The following is a 14,381-nucleotide window of genomic DNA, read 5'->3' as shown; positions in this document are numbered from 1 at the left end:
GGAGTAAAAATGGCTGTAAGTAAAACGAATGCAATGAGAATGTTAGATTCAAAAAAAGTTAGCTATACAACCTTAAACTATGACTCGAATGATGGAAAGATTGATGGGGTTTCTGTTGCAAGTAAAATAAATAAAGATCCTGAATTAGTTTATAAAACACTTGTATCAATCAGTCAAACCAAGGCGATTTATGTATTTGTCATACCAGTCGAAAAAGAATTAGATTTAAAATTAGCCGCAAAAGCAGCTGGCGAAAAGAAAGTAGAATTATTACCAGTGAAAGACCTTTTAGCAAGTACAGGATATGTTCGAGGTGGTTGTTCACCAATTGGAATGAAAAAGCAATACCCTACTTTTATTGAAGAATCTGTTGATGATATAGAAGAGATTATTGTTAGCGGTGGAAAAATAGGTATACAACTTCAATTGAATGCAAAAGATTTAATACAAACAACTCGAAGCAAAATAGCAAAAATTTCAAAATAAACGAGTCTTATGAGGGATCCAAATGGTAGGGTATTTTATGTTTTATTTAGTAATCGTAAACATTGTTTCATTTGCAATTATGGGAATTGATAAGTCTAGGGCGAAAAGAAAAGCATGGAGAATTCCTGAACGCATCTTATTTTTATTTGCAATTATCGGAGGTTCGATTGGTTCTATTTTAGGAATGTATTATTTTAAGCATAAAACAAAACATCCAAAATTTGTTTTTGGCTATTGGATCATCCTATTTATCCAATTTGTAATCTATTTTTTCTTCCTGTAATTTAGTGGGATAGTCTTACCTTAATTGTATAAAATATTTTTATGACAATTTAAGGAGGCGAAAGAAATGGGACGTGGAAATGGTGGAAGAAAAAATAACGCCGGTCAAAAACAACCAAACTACGAAGATAAATCTAATTTATCTGAATCAAAAAAAGCACAAAAGTAAAAAAGTTAGCCTGTGATCACTTGGTTGATACAGGCTTTCTTATTGGAAGTGGGGAATAAAATGCAAAACGAATGGTTTTCAAGAATTAAAGGAATCGGTATAGATGAAGTCTCAAATGAAAATATGACGATCTATTTTATAAAAGAAGAAGATTTAAATGAGGCTAAAAAGGACTTAAGTAAAAAAATACAATGGCCAGAAAACTGGTTAATAATTGGCTTCGATGACGAAACGGATGATGTTATTTTTATCAATGAGGAATCAGGGGAAGTATGTACTACCTATGAATTTGAACGAAAATGGGAAGTCGTTACACTGTATTCTAGTTTGAATGAATTTTTAGCGGCATATGGATATTGAATTTTAATAAGATCAGGGTGTTCCAAAATTGTAATAAGTATGGGACCCCTTATTTTATGTGGACAAAGTGTAATCTGAAATTATGTATTCTTTCTGTGCAAATAAATGATGAAAAAACAGTGGACTGCAAATAAAATCTGAAAATCAAAGAGGCGCCTCTATGTCAGTTAACCTGACTTCTGAGACAGCCTCTTAAATTACATTGATAAGTTTTGATTTTCGTTCACTAACTCTGCTTTAGATTTTTTGTCATTATACAACAATCTAGCAAGAATTAAGAGAGAAACCGTTCCGAAAATTAAAACCATATATTGTAAACCAATTGTATCTAAAAATAGTCCTGTACTTAAAAGGACGATCTGGAATGTAACCCTGTCATACATACTTCTAAATGAGAAAAGTCGACCATGATATGATTTGTCAATTGAAGTTTGGAAAACAGTTGAACAAACAGGAAAGAAGCAACCAACTGAAAATCCGAAAATTGCAAATGAGGCAAGTGTCATCCAATGGTGATCTGCAAAGTAAAGTGATAGCTGAGCAAAAGCTACTAAAAAAGTTGAAAAGTATAATAATTGCTTATTCGTATACTTTTTTGTTAATCGTTTAATGACAAATGCTCCGATCATGAATGAGATACCTTCACTTGTATAAATAAGGCCTTTAACTGAAGGATCATGTTGTATATCACTTATTTCGATTACCATTAAATTAAATCCGCCAAGAAACAGTACCGGAATCAGGTTTAAGATAAATAAATTTAGAATTGTTGGACTTTTTCTTATAAGAGCAAATATTTCAGCAAATCCTTTATCAGCTTTAGATTTTTTTGTTTTTTCTACACTTATTGGTTTATTCGTAGGTTCTTCAATTCGTAAAAAGAACGTCATTAGAAACAAAAATGCATATGCCAGCATACTCATTCCGTATACATTTGTGAGACTTGTTGATACAACTAAAATACCACCAATTGAAGTTCCGGCAATTCTTGATATTGTAGAAATATTCATATGAATCCCATTTAAAGTTAATAACTGTTCGTTTTTTACAATCATTGGTATAACAGCTTGAAGCGCTGGGAAGTAAAATGCAGCAGAAATTTGCAGTATAATTAAAAATAAGACCATGAAAATAATACTTTCGTATTGAATAGCAAAAAACATAAGAATCACACTTAAAGTTCGACCTAAACCACTAATTAGTAAAATCCTTTTCTTTGAATATTGATCAATTAACCGTCCAGCCAACGGACCAACAAAAACTCCTGCTAATAAACCGAAAAAAAGAATTAACGATTTAAAGAAATCAGAAGGTACATGTTTTTGCATAAATTCCAAGTTTCCAATAATTCCGAACCAAAGACCTATACCAGCTCCAAATTCACCGAACAAAACGATCCAAACGTTTCGGTTTTTCCACATAAAAATTTCTCCCCATTTACCCTTAATATAATTCGACAAAATCTATTATCTCATCAATAGTAAAAAAAGACTATGTAAGATCGAAATAAAAATAGAAAAATTAGTTAATAGGGTTTGGTTACTTTTTTGATGAGGTAGAGCATGTTTTACTTAATGCCAGAATAGTTGAAGAAGGAATACTGAAATACCATAGCGAAATAGAAGTAAAAAAGTAGAAATGGTCATGTAATAGATGCAAGAATATAAAGAAAATGACGAACTTGAATTATATGATACGGTGATTGAAGGATTATTTATTAACCATCGTGAAAAAAGCATTTGTTTTCAAATTTTAAAGCCCATATCTCGGATGGATAGAGATAATGGGTTTACTTATCTTGTTAAGAGAGGGACTCTAAAATTTGAAAGTGTTATTTATGCTACTATTCCATATGGTTTTAAATGGGATGAAAGGAGTGAATTTTACCGTTCAGCTGTAATAGATAACTCAAAAGTAATCGGCCAGATCCCTGTTAAAGTGAAAGAAAATAAAGATATAAAACATTTCTATTTAGGTATTGATTATGGTGAAGATTATAAAGAAATAGATATTGTCTGCACTAATTATTATTTAAGTTTAGAAGAACAAGAATTTATACTTCACGATGATTTTGATTGGTTATATGTTGAATAACAGCATGCTTTAGTTGAACAACGTGATCGACGATTTTGTTGGTCTTTCTACTGAACAAAATGGGTAGATTAGTTGAATAAGCAAGGTAATTATTTATTGAAGGACATAGATACATAGGAGGAGAATAGACTTATTAATCTGATAAAAGGAGTTAAATATGATGAATGAAAAATTATTAAGGGTAGGTACTACTTATATACCAGTGACTAATGTAGAACTTTCTTCCGAATGGTATGTAAATAAATTAGGTGCAGAGTTAAGTTATAAAGACGAAGACAAAGTAATTCTTAATTTTGCAAACCAAAGTTTCTTTCTTGTTAAATCAAAAGAAAACCAAAGTTCTAATTTCTATAATATTTACGGTGAAGAACATTTTTCTATAACTTTTGAAGTAAATGGGTTAAGTGCTTTAAAAGCCATTCATAAAGACTTTGTTGAAAAAGAAATAAAAGTTGGAGAAATTGAAAACAGAGGTCACACTGGAGGGAACTTTGTTTTTTATGATTTAGATGGTAATAAATTTGATGTATGGAGTGAGTTAAGTCCAATATTCAAAGGTAAATATCTTTTCTCACAATAGAAAAAACTAAACTATAATCTTAAGAAACTAAAGCAATGAATTAGTTGTATAGCGCGAGCTACTATTATACGGCTTTTTTTTAATGAAGTAAATGGTAATTAGATGAAAAAAGAATTTCAAAAAATTCTATCAAATATACAAAAATACCCCAAGTTACAGAGGCCAATCTAAGCTGTATAATTAGCCTATTATTAAACAAAAGAGCAGAAAAACTATCAGGAGGATTAGTGGAGTGATCAATTGGATACTTCGATTAGGTCTGATAATTACAGGTGGTCTTTTATTACTACAAGGAATAATCACAAATGAAAAAAATAAAGAAAACTTATATAATGCTGCAGATATAACTGTATATGCAAATGAGTTTTTAGGCTGTATCGGGATTATAATTACATTTATACTTGGAGGTTTTTTAAAATTTCTGCCAGTTTGGTTAGTAAAATCACTATGGTTTTCATTAGGAATTGGATTTATAATTCTAGGATTACTTTCAAATTTAGAATTTATTTTACATTATTGATTTAACAAACTAAGTTGAATGAAGAGGAGAAAAATATGAAGAAAGAAGCATTTCGAATTAACGGTTACATCGTGTTGGCATTGATAATAGGATTATTACTACTTGGTGGTGGTATTTCTTTAACTAGTGGTCATGCATTTTTTATGATTGCTTCATTTATATTCGTTTGTTTGATTTCATCTGGATTTGTAATTAACCAACCTAATGTTGCAGTTGCGATGGTATTTATGGGGAAATATTTAGGGACAATCTATGAAGATGGATTCTATTTCACTATTCCATTTACAAGTAAATCAAAAGTAAATCTAAAAGCTGTTAACTTCAATAGCGATGTATTGAAAGTAAATGACATCGACGGGAATCCAATCGAGATTGCTGCAGTTGTAGTCTACAGTGTAGTTGATGTTGAAAAAGCATTGTTTGATGTTGCAGATTATCAAAAATTTGTAATAATTCAAAGTGAAACAGCAATCCGTCATATTGCAACGAAATATGCTTATGACACAACAAATAAAGAAGAATATTCTTTAAGAGGGAATGCAGAAGAGATTGCTGAAGAATTACAAATTGAGTTACAGGAACGGCTTCAAAAAAGTGGAGTAAAAGTTCAAGAAGCTCGATTAAGTCATCTTGCTTATGCTCCTGAAATAGCAAGTAGTATGTTACAAAGGCAACAAGCGAAAGCTGTTGTTCAAGCTAAAAGAGAAATAGTAGAAGGTGCTGTTGGAATGGTGGAAGATGCTTTGATGATGCTTGAAGAAAAAGGATTATTAACTGCAACAGACAGTCAAAAAGCCGATATGGTTACTAGTCTACTTGTAACAATTATTTCCGAAAAAGGTGCACAACCTGTTTTAAGTACAATGAATAAATAGAAACCGCAAAAATTGTGGTTTCTATTTTTAGAATCAGAGTATTTTGAACAAAACTAGAACAACTGCATATTCGATTTTGGAAGGTATACTATGCAATATAAAGAATTGATAGAGTATAAAGGATATATCTATTTTAACTTCTAAAACTTAAATCTAGTTCAACAAAGAGAGACTATTCTATGAATAATATTGATTTCAATAATGAAGAAATATGGTATGGAGGATATTATGAACTATCAATTGAATATAATCCTTCTGGCGTTAATAAAAAATTGAATGAAGCTCTTGCTGTATTGTATAAATGCGATATCTTCAATGGGATGTGGAAAGAAAGAAAAGATTTCCAAAATCATAATCATACTGTTACGCTACCTATAAATTTTGAAAAAGATGGGAGTGTAGATCAATTTTATGGAACAGTTGCAGACTTAAAGGGCAATATTTTTCCTTGTTTGATTAGTATTATCAGAATTGAAGGAGAGTCTGATTGGATAGATATAAGTATTCCTTTTGGTATATTCGAAGAGAATTACAATTGTAACTATCCACTAATAAAGGAATCAAATCTTTGGTTAAAAGATATAGATAAGATGTTTACAACAATTACAGAATTAATATTTAGTCATTCGCCATTTGATATAGCAATGATTGGTGAAGAAATTACAGGTCGTACAAATTCACAAGAAATAACTTTGGTGGATATAAACAATATTACTTGTATTCTACCAATTCAATTGCAAATTAAACTAGGGCTACATGATAAAGGAGTTAAATTATCAAACAATCTTAGAAAGTTTAACTAATTTATTATTGAACTATCATCCTTTGTTTTACTACACTTGACTGCTTCGGCGGTTTTTTTTTACTAAAAAGTCCAAAGATCCCCCAAGTTACTTTATTACAATGTTTAGTATAATTTAAAAAAACGTATTGGAGTTAAACCTTTTGAAAATCAATGGAATTAGTGGATTATATGGGCTTTTTGCGTTCTTATTTTTTGGTTCACTTGTTAGTTACGAACATACCCAAGTTTTAACAGGTTTTAATACAGAATTCTTATGGAATGCTTTAATTGGAGTAAAGACAATAATATTATGTGCAATGTTTTATATTATTCCAATGGTTACGAGAAAATGGTTAGAAAGTAGATTATGGTCTTTGTTTACTTCTGTCCTGTGGTTTCCGTATTTTGTCTTGTTTACTATATTATTAGGAATTTTGTTTCCAAACAAAAACTTAGACAATGATAATTTTGCAGCGGGGTTGATCTTATTTTTCTATTTGTTTTTCTATCCAGTTTTTATTCTTGTAACTACATTTATTGGAACCAGATTAAAACAAAAAGTTATTTAAATTCGTAGTAGATTTATGATAAGTAGTTGTTACTAAGGTTTATATTGAATCCTTTTTCAAACTATGGATGTTTATTGATGGGAAAACAGCTATTTCCCCAAAATTTCATAGCAACGTTTTCAGGTGAATTTTTTATTCACATTCAGAGGATGGAAATTACGAGTTAAAGGGTATTTTATGCTTAAACTTATTGGTCAAAGCATAATTATGAATGCACTTTTGGTTGAGCTTATCTTTTTTGTTTTTTCATATACCATTAACAACTATAAGTAAGGGGGCACTAAATTGAAAAAAACTTTTCGAAAATGGAAGTTGTATTTGATTGGTATAGTTATTCTCATGATTATGAGTTATTCCTTTTTCGTTAAAAATTATGAAATTCATTCTGGTATTGGAATTGGGCAAATGTATATAGTAGAGAAACACTCGGATAAAAAACAGGGATCTTTAAGAATGTGGTTTATTGGCTACAACGCAGGAGAAAAAGAAGAAAATAGAAAACATTACAAAATATATGTTAAAGACGCGATGGTTTACAATCTGATTGAAGTAGGAAATACCTATATGGTAAACGTAGAATCTACAAGAAAAGATAAAAATTACGGTTATGTTTATAAATTAGAGCAAATTAGTAATCAGGAAAAGTATCAACTGGTTGGAACAGGATTAACTAAATAAGGAAATGAAATAGGTTTTTTACATAATATGTGTTGCTTACTCAACTAAGGAATGCCGTCTAATGGTTAGGATTTTAAATTATTCTTTTATGGAGAATGGACTAATGAAGAAAAACATCAACATAGAGGCATTAAATCAGGTATTTTTTGTAGATGGAAGCTTAAGAGATATTTATGTGTTTAATGTAGATTTAGACGAATGGCAGAAATTATTTGAATTTGTCAATCGTTCAAACTGGAATATTACTCTATATAAAGATGGGCAAATATTTGAGTATGGGAATACAACTGTTAAATTGTTATTTAAAGAAAAAGAGAAGCACAATATTACGATGACTATTAATATTAAAGGTATTTTGATAAATTGCTATTTATTTTCTGAAACTGAAATTGAATTTGATCTAAATCCAAAAGAAATAAAAAGTGAGTCTGATGTAAATATTGTTTTTGACTTTTTGAAAGGATACTTGCAAAAGAAAGTATTCTTACCTTAGAAAGCGATCCTGATAATCCATTAGTAACAGTTCAATCGGATGGAAAGTTACTTATTACTATTTAATCCAAGTCATTATTGAAGTAACACATTCTTTACAATGGGGAATAGTTAATTTGTTTGGTTTCCTTTAGGAACTATTTTTACCATTATATCAATCGTCAATTAAAAGACCGTAATGAGTTCGATTCAAATAAGCAATACCCTCATTCGATTTATACGTTAAATATTACAGCTGAATTAGAAAAATAGTTGAGTTGAGATGAACAATGATATATTTAACTATTGATAATATGTAATTTATTATTCAAAGGTATTTTTAAATTTATGTCATTTCGATTGTAAAATCTCTGTTAAAACGCATCAAATAATGATGAACACAAAAAAACATGTCAAATTTTGATATGTTTTTTTGTGTTACATGCAACAACCATCATTTCGTTACCAATATTTGTTGTATACAATTTGTATCTAAAAGAGGTTAGAATAAATTTATGATTTTTTAACATAAATTCTTTACTTTTTAGATAAAACGAGTGAACAGGGGGATACGAAGCTGACAACCATAGGAAAACAAACCAAACAAATATGGAGACTCATGATTGGGTATCTTTGTTTTAGCATCCTTTGGATTTATTCAACTGACCCAATTATCCGAAATTATTTTGGTGGTATTGAAGAATACTTTGTGTTTAAACGGATTTTGTTTAATACTTTAAGCGCAATCTTTTTTCTGATTTATCTAATCCGAAAAAACCGTTCATCCCAAACAATTGAAGAACGCTTCCGATTATTTATCAAACATTCATCCGATATTATCGTCGTGATTGACCTAAACGGTATCATCGAATATGCTTCTTCGTCTGTCGATTCGTTACTAGGATACAAATCTGAGGATTATAAAAGGAAAAGTATCTTCACTTTTCTAGAAGCAGAAGAAATGATTAAAATGAAAAAACGCTTTGAGATTCGAAACGACAAAGCTACAGAAGAACCATTTGAGGTCACTTTCCAGCACAAAGACGGGAGTGCTGTTCTATTAGAAAGTAAATGCATTCCAATCCTAAACGAAGACGGCAAGTTGAAACAATTTGCCTATATTTTGAAAGACATTACGGAAAAAACCATTGCCATCCAAAAACAACTTGAAACAGAAGATCGGTATCAAAAGTTGGTTGAACATTCTCCCGAAACGACGTTGATTTACAACAATAAGGGGGAAGTTGTGTATATCAACCAAGCAGGGGTAGAACAAATAGGCGCAAATTCAATAGATGAAGTGATTGGCCTTAATGTGTTGAACTTTATTGCTCAAGAGTCATTGGAACAAGCAAAAAAACGATTTAACGAAATTTTGCATGGAACTGAAACCGTCATCACAGAATACTTTATTGACCGATTAGATGGTAAACAAATCGTCGCGGAAATATTATCGTTCCAAACAACGTATAACGGCGAAAGAGTAGTGCAAGTTATAATGCGTGATGTGACCGAACGAAAAGCAGCGGCCAAACAACTAGAAACAATCGCTTATGTCGACACATTAACTGGACTTGGGAACCGAAATGCACTATACAAAGACCTTACAAAAGAAATGGACGAACATAATAAGAAAAAAGAGTCTTTAACACTATTTTTTATCGATATTGATCGTTTTAAAAATATCAACGATACGTTTGGACACACATTTGGAGACTTTATCCTCCAACAAGTGAGTGAACGAATCAAAGAAACTGTATGCGAATGCTGTGAGTTGTATCGACCAGGCGGGGATAGCTATGTGGTCGTGCACAAACAAGCAGACGAAACAAAGGCAGAAGTTTTTGCCAACGAACTGATTCAAGCTTTCGAAAAACCAATTGTATTAAATGAACGAACATTTCATTTATCGATCAGCGTTGGTGCAAGTGTTTTTCCTACTGATGGCAAAACCGCTGAAGACTTAATCCAACAAGCTGACTCTGCGCTTTACTCAGTGAAAGCCAATGGGAAAAATCATTACAGATTTTATACAAATGAAATCAAAGCGGCAAACGATCGAAAAATGGATGTAGAGATGGGTATCCGAAACGGGCTCGAAAATAACGAGTTTTTCTTACATTACCAGCCACAAATTGATTTAGTAACGGAAGAAATGGTAGGTGTTGAAGCGTTAATCCGCTGGCAGCATCCGACGATCGGTTTTGTCTCACCATTGGAATTCATCCCTGTTGCTGAAGAAACTGGACTCATCACGCTAATTGGCAAATGGGTTCTTAAAACTGCTTGTCTTCAAATGAAAGAGTGGCATAAACAAGGTTTAGTTTTAAACAGTATTGCTGTAAATGTTTCTGGTGTGCAATTCAAGGATAAAGACTTTGCGAAAACAGTTAAACAAATACTAGAAGAAACTAAGCTTGGACCCCATTTCCTTGATATCGAGATCACGGAAAGTGTTACACAAGATGCAGAAGAGACGATTCTCATTATGAACGAACTAAAAGCACTAGGTGTTCGTTTATCTATGGATGATTTTGGAACAGGGTATTCGTCTTTTAGCTACTTACGTCAGTTCCCAATCGACAAATTAAAAATTGATAAATCATTTATAGATGAAATTGAAACACAAACTAATGCTGAAGCAATCATTACAGCGATTATTAAATTAGGAAAGACACTTGGATATGAAATGGTAGCAGAAGGAGTCGAAACAAAAGAACAAGGAGAGTTTTTACAACGTCGACATTGCGAGTATGCACAAGGGTATTATTTTAGCCGACCAATTCCAGCAAACGAAATTGTAAACCGAACCAAACAAACGATCAGCTTAAAGTGATAAAAAAGGGGAGAAACAGGTGAAGACACTTCGAATGATAATTGTCACTCTTATCGCTATTTTGTTTGTTGGTGTGTCATTCGTCTATTTCAACCAAACGGAACAAACGCGATTTGAAAACAATTTTGAAAACGATGCCTATAAAATTAAAGGATATACAAAGGATAGCGCAGAATTCGTCAAAATGCTTAGTTTGTTCTCAGAAAGAACTTTAACGAACGGAATGAAAAAGCCAAGCGACCTCCGCTACTTAAAATACGATCAATCGACGAATACGTTTTCAACTGATCAAATCGAAGGGACCCCACTCGAGTTTAATAGTGGAAACATCACAGGGAATGGGCCAATCGACGATACACCTAAGAAGAAACGAGAAATCGAACTCGCTGAAGAATTAAACCCTTATTTCAAAGAAGCTTACAATGCATTTCCAAATATAGCATGGATCTATTATACAAGTTTAAATGGTTTCATTAATTTGTACCCATTTGTGCCATCGAATGAATTTAAATTTTCAAAAGAATCTCTAAACGAGGATACAACGAAACTCGGTACTATTAAAGAAAATCCGAATCGAACTGTTTATTGGAGTGAACCTTATTTAGATCGCGCTGGAAAAGGTATGATGGTCACTGTATCTGCGCCAGTTGATGTAAACAGCCACTATATCGGAGCCATTTCAATCGACATCACATTTGAATCGCTCAGCAAGCAATTAACAAAAGGGGCTACTAGCATTTTAGCTAACAAAAAAGGGGAAATCATCGCTTCATCTGACAAATCATTCTTATCAACAACAAAAATAGCAAACATCAGCCAACTAGACCCATACCATCCAAACGCATTTCTACATGCGATTGAAACGATGCCAAGTGATCATATCGAAAAAATACATGGTGTGGAAGTGCTAAAAAAAGAAATAGCCGGAACGGACTGGTCGTTTTATTACGTCTTAACAAACCAGGAAAAAGCACATATAATTGGCGGGAGACTGTTTGTCATCATTTTAATCTCGACGCTAGTTGTTTGGATTTTCTGGATTGCCGAAAAACGGAAATTAGCAGAGGAACAGCTTAAAACGCTTGTCTCTGAATTAGCCGAAGACAACACGGAATTACATGTTTTGTCGACCAAAGACGCTTTAACCAATGCGTTGAACCGTAGAGGTATTGAAAAGCGAATTCAAACTGAAATCTTACAGACGAAGAAAGAGAAAAATGACTTAACCTTTATCTTATTTGATATCGACTCATTCAAACAAATCAATGATTGCTATGGTCATAGTGTGGGCGATTATGTCTTAACTGAAAGTGCGAAGACAGTCGAGCATTCTATTCGAGCAAGCGATATCCTAGGACGTTGGGGCGGAGAAGAATTTATTCTTATTCTTCCTGGAACGGGTTACAAACAAGCGATGGAACTCGCCGAACGGTTACGCCAACAAATTGAAAACCATCCATATGAAGTAATGGGCAATCTCATACCTGTTACAGTTACATTTGGTGTATCGGTCTACAATGAAGAAAATGGCGTTCAAGAAAGTATCGACCGAGCTGATCAAGCTATGTATAAAGGAAAACAAAATGGCAAAAACCAAGTGATTGGGGAATACGACCTTTAAAGCTAGTCGAAGGACTAGCTTTTTTCTTTGATTTTAAACAATTTTCATTTTACATTCGTATAGTTTGCACATTAGGTAGTTTATAAGAAGGAGGAAAAAACGGCTTTAAATTTAATTAAATAAGAAAAAGGACATATCGATCTCAATATTGAATAAAGAAGTAACAGTAAGATAAGTGGTTAAATTGAAAAGAGCAATGTCTTAATATTTTAAAGGCGGTGTAATTTTATGAACAGCAGTCCTATTTTGAAAGAATATTCCAATGATTTTCAAGCTCAAGTAGTAGATTTAATTCTTGATATTCAACAACAGGAATACAATATTAAAATTACTATGGAAGACCAGCCTGATTTGTTTACGATAGAAGAATTTTACCAGAATGGAAACGGGAACTTTTGGGTGGCAATTTATGACGATAAAGTAGTTGGTACAATCAGTCTTTTAGACATAGGTAATAAAGAAGTTGCATTAAGAAAGATGTTTGTAGACAAAGAATACAGAGGTTCAAAATATAATACGGCAAGTCTCTTATTAAATAATGCCTTTAAATGGGCGAAAGAAATGTCAATAAAAGCAATTTATCTTGGAACAACCCCTCAATTTTTAGCAGCTCATCGATTTTATGAAAAAAATGGATTTACAAGTGTAGAAGTTACCGATTTGCCTGAGAATTTTCCAGTGATGAAGGTTGATAAAAAATTCTATAAGTATTTGGTTGAATAAATTTAATTGCATTTTATTTTATAGCGCAACTAAGAAAAGAACAACTGCGGACATAAGTAGTTCGCAATTGTTCTTTTTTCATTAAATATAGAATTATACATTTACCCGAGGAAGAAGAATACATTTTAGAGTATTTTCAGCTTCTTTTAATTGGATTGAAGTTTCAAATGTCGCTTGTGCTTGCAGAGCACCGCCGCCACCTTTTCCTTCAATCTGTTTTAGTAAATTTTTTATTAGTTCTCCACAGTGCACATCATTTTTCAGCTGATTTATTAGCAATAATTTTTTCTCTTTTACACTTGAAAAAACAAGTAATGAAGATTTTTTAGATTGGATTACCTTTGCGAGTAGCTGTAAGTCTTTTACTGATTCTTCTTCAAATGTTTTAATAATGATATCATTCGTTGCATTTAATAGTAACTCGTTAGAGATTGAGTTAAAAATCGTTTCTTTCATTTTGTCGATTTCTTTTTGCGCTTCTTTTAATTCATTAATCGTCGTTTCGACTTTATCCTTAACTTGATCAGTATGTGTATTAAATAATTGATTAATATTTGATAATATTTTACTAGTTTTTTGAACTTCTTCAAGTGCTCTATAGCCACATTTAAAATGAAGTCGAGTAGATTGCCTTACTTTTTCAGTTTTAATTAATTTAATTAATCCAATTTCACCCGTTTGTTTTACATGAGTACCACAACAAGCAGATAAATCAGTATGTATAATCTCAACAATTCGAATGTTGTCTTCAACTTTTGGTAATTTGCGTAGTTGAAGTGCATTTAATTCTTCTTGATTTACGAAGTAAGTTTTAATTTCAATATTAGCAAGAATCTTTTCATATACTGCTCTTTCAATTTGATTTAATTGTTCAGCAGAAAGAGAAGGTGTATCTAAATCAATTGTAACGGTCTCTTTTCCTAAATGAAAACTTACAGTAGGTACGTCAAATAGTTCAATAATTGTTGCTGAAAGTAAATGTTGGCCGCTATGATGCTGCATATGATCAATTCTACGGTCCCAATTTATCTCACAAGTTGCTTCAATTGTATCAGGTCTTGCATTTAAGACATGGATCACTTCTTCATCATCTTCTATTAAATCAACAATTTCGATTCCATTAATTGTACCGAAATCAGATGGTTGCCCGCCACCTTCAGGATAAAATGCAGAATCTTCAAGTTTGATGTGAAACAAAGAATCGACTTCTTTAATGTCTGTAATTTTAGTAAACCATTTTTTTAATGAGGGGTGTTCAAAATATAATTTATTTGCCATGATAATACCTCTAATCTTTTAATATCCAAATTTGATGTTTTATTTAAATTATATA

At 31.9% G+C, this 14,381-nt stretch carries 16 protein-coding genes; 14 read left to right on the top strand and 2 right to left on the bottom strand.

Annotation, left to right across the window (positions count from 1 at the left end):
- Nucleotides 1-9 precede the first annotated feature (9 nt).
- The 3 genes from ybaK (at nucleotide 10) to COI44_RS19930 (ending at nucleotide 1,297) form a co-directional block, all read left to right on the top strand.
- Nucleotides 10-486 (top strand): Cys-tRNA(Pro) deacylase, encoded by a 477-nt coding sequence (gene ybaK, locus COI44_RS19940; RefSeq protein WP_098429499.1) that lies wholly within the window; start codon nucleotides 10-12, stop codon nucleotides 484-486.
- Nucleotides 487-508: 22 nt separating this feature from the next.
- Entirely contained in the window at nucleotides 509-769 is a 261-nt protein-coding gene (locus COI44_RS19935) for a DUF1294 domain-containing protein (protein WP_097977681.1), read from the top strand.
- Between the two features lie 180 nt (nucleotides 770-949).
- Nucleotides 950-1,297 carry an SMI1/KNR4 family protein gene (locus tag COI44_RS19930; RefSeq protein ID WP_353616024.1) on the top strand — a complete coding sequence of 116 codons (348 nt, stop codon included), beginning with the start codon at nucleotides 950-952 and terminating at the stop codon, nucleotides 1,295-1,297.
- Between the two features lie 197 nt (nucleotides 1,298-1,494).
- Here the strand turns inward: COI44_RS19930 and COI44_RS19925 are convergent, their stop codons facing one another.
- A complete protein-coding gene (locus tag COI44_RS19925) occupies nucleotides 1,495-2,718 on the bottom strand; it encodes an MFS transporter (RefSeq protein WP_098429497.1) in 1,224 nt (407 codons plus the stop codon).
- Nucleotides 2,719-2,950: 232 nt separating this feature from the next.
- Here COI44_RS19925 and COI44_RS19920 point away from each other — a divergent pair, with 232 nt between their 5' ends.
- The 11 genes from COI44_RS19920 to COI44_RS19870 all read left to right on the top strand — a co-directional run bounded on the left by COI44_RS19920 (nucleotide 2,951) and on the right by COI44_RS19870 (nucleotide 13,048).
- Complete coding sequence (locus tag COI44_RS19920) at nucleotides 2,951-3,391, top strand: hypothetical protein (protein WP_098429496.1); 441 nt, start codon at nucleotides 2,951-2,953, stop codon at nucleotides 3,389-3,391.
- A gap of 160 nt (nucleotides 3,392-3,551) precedes the next feature.
- Nucleotides 3,552-3,971 carry a VOC family protein gene (locus COI44_RS19915; protein ID WP_098429495.1) on the top strand — a complete coding sequence of 140 codons (420 nt, stop codon included), beginning with the start codon at nucleotides 3,552-3,554 and terminating at the stop codon, nucleotides 3,969-3,971.
- Nucleotides 3,972-4,203: 232 nt separating this feature from the next.
- Complete coding sequence (locus tag COI44_RS19910) at nucleotides 4,204-4,491, top strand: hypothetical protein (RefSeq protein ID WP_098429494.1); 288 nt, start codon at nucleotides 4,204-4,206, stop codon at nucleotides 4,489-4,491.
- A 35-nt stretch (nucleotides 4,492-4,526) separates the two neighbouring features.
- Entirely contained in the window at nucleotides 4,527-5,366 is an 840-nt protein-coding gene (locus tag COI44_RS19905) for an SPFH domain-containing protein (RefSeq protein WP_098429493.1), read from the top strand.
- 179 nt (nucleotides 5,367-5,545) lie between these two features.
- Nucleotides 5,546-6,169, top strand: coding sequence for a hypothetical protein (locus COI44_RS19900; protein WP_098429492.1), 624 nt, complete (start codon nucleotides 5,546-5,548; stop codon nucleotides 6,167-6,169).
- 142 nt (nucleotides 6,170-6,311) lie between these two features.
- Nucleotides 6,312-6,719, top strand: coding sequence for a hypothetical protein (locus COI44_RS19895; RefSeq protein ID WP_098429491.1), 408 nt, complete (start codon nucleotides 6,312-6,314; stop codon nucleotides 6,717-6,719).
- Between the two features lie 285 nt (nucleotides 6,720-7,004).
- Entirely contained in the window at nucleotides 7,005-7,397 is a 393-nt protein-coding gene (locus tag COI44_RS19890; RefSeq protein ID WP_098429490.1) for a hypothetical protein, read from the top strand.
- Between the two features lie 103 nt (nucleotides 7,398-7,500).
- On the top strand, nucleotides 7,501-7,890 hold the full coding sequence (locus tag COI44_RS19885) for a hypothetical protein (protein ID WP_098429489.1): 390 nt from the start codon (nucleotides 7,501-7,503) through the stop codon (nucleotides 7,888-7,890).
- A gap of 597 nt (nucleotides 7,891-8,487) precedes the next feature.
- Nucleotides 8,488-10,704 carry a sensor domain-containing protein gene (locus COI44_RS19880; protein ID WP_098429488.1) on the top strand — a complete coding sequence of 739 codons (2,217 nt, stop codon included), beginning with the start codon at nucleotides 8,488-8,490 and terminating at the stop codon, nucleotides 10,702-10,704.
- A 19-nt stretch (nucleotides 10,705-10,723) separates the two neighbouring features.
- Nucleotides 10,724-12,325, top strand: a complete 1,602-nt coding sequence (locus COI44_RS19875) for a sensor domain-containing diguanylate cyclase (protein ID WP_098429487.1) — start codon at nucleotides 10,724-10,726, stop codon at nucleotides 12,323-12,325.
- Between the two features lie 228 nt (nucleotides 12,326-12,553).
- Complete coding sequence (locus COI44_RS19870; RefSeq protein WP_098429486.1) at nucleotides 12,554-13,048, top strand: GNAT family N-acetyltransferase; 495 nt, start codon at nucleotides 12,554-12,556, stop codon at nucleotides 13,046-13,048.
- A gap of 93 nt (nucleotides 13,049-13,141) precedes the next feature.
- On the opposite strand, the gene COI44_RS19865 is transcribed toward COI44_RS19870, so the two are convergent.
- Nucleotides 13,142-14,326, bottom strand: a complete 1,185-nt coding sequence (locus tag COI44_RS19865) for an alanyl-tRNA editing protein (RefSeq protein ID WP_098429485.1) — start codon at nucleotides 14,324-14,326, stop codon at nucleotides 13,142-13,144.
- Nucleotides 14,327-14,381: the final 55 nt, after the last annotated feature.

The organism is Bacillus sp. AFS088145, assembly GCF_002564465.1.
Classification (GTDB): domain Bacteria; phylum Bacillota; class Bacilli; order Bacillales; family Bacillaceae_G; genus Gottfriedia.
The sequence above is the reverse complement of the archived record's forward strand: the minus strand, read 5'-3'. Positions and strand labels throughout refer to the sequence as shown.

What these genes read in the sequence shown, in the direction of transcription:
- ybaK (WP_098429499.1), top strand. Translation starts at nt 10, where the DNA reads ATGGCTGTAAGTAAAACGAATGCAATGAGAATGTTAGATTCAAAAAAA.
- COI44_RS19935 (WP_097977681.1), top strand. Translation starts at nt 509, where the DNA reads ATGGTAGGGTATTTTATGTTTTATTTAGTAATCGTAAACATTGTTTCA.
- COI44_RS19925 (WP_098429497.1), bottom strand. Translation starts at nt 2,718, where the DNA reads ATGTGGAAAAACCGAAACGTTTGGATCGTTTTGTTCGGTGAATTTGGA.
- COI44_RS19920 (WP_098429496.1), top strand. Translation starts at nt 2,951, where the DNA reads ATGCAAGAATATAAAGAAAATGACGAACTTGAATTATATGATACGGTG.
- COI44_RS19915 (WP_098429495.1), top strand. Translation starts at nt 3,552, where the DNA reads ATGAATGAAAAATTATTAAGGGTAGGTACTACTTATATACCAGTGACT.
- COI44_RS19905 (WP_098429493.1), top strand. Translation starts at nt 4,527, where the DNA reads ATGAAGAAAGAAGCATTTCGAATTAACGGTTACATCGTGTTGGCATTG.
- COI44_RS19900 (WP_098429492.1), top strand. Translation starts at nt 5,546, where the DNA reads ATGAATAATATTGATTTCAATAATGAAGAAATATGGTATGGAGGATAT.
- COI44_RS19885 (WP_098429489.1), top strand. Translation starts at nt 7,501, where the DNA reads ATGAAGAAAAACATCAACATAGAGGCATTAAATCAGGTATTTTTTGTA.
- COI44_RS19880 (WP_098429488.1), top strand. Translation starts at nt 8,488, where the DNA reads ATGATTGGGTATCTTTGTTTTAGCATCCTTTGGATTTATTCAACTGAC.
- COI44_RS19870 (WP_098429486.1), top strand. Translation starts at nt 12,554, where the DNA reads ATGAACAGCAGTCCTATTTTGAAAGAATATTCCAATGATTTTCAAGCT.
- COI44_RS19865 (WP_098429485.1), bottom strand. Translation starts at nt 14,326, where the DNA reads ATGGCAAATAAATTATATTTTGAACACCCCTCATTAAAAAAATGGTTT.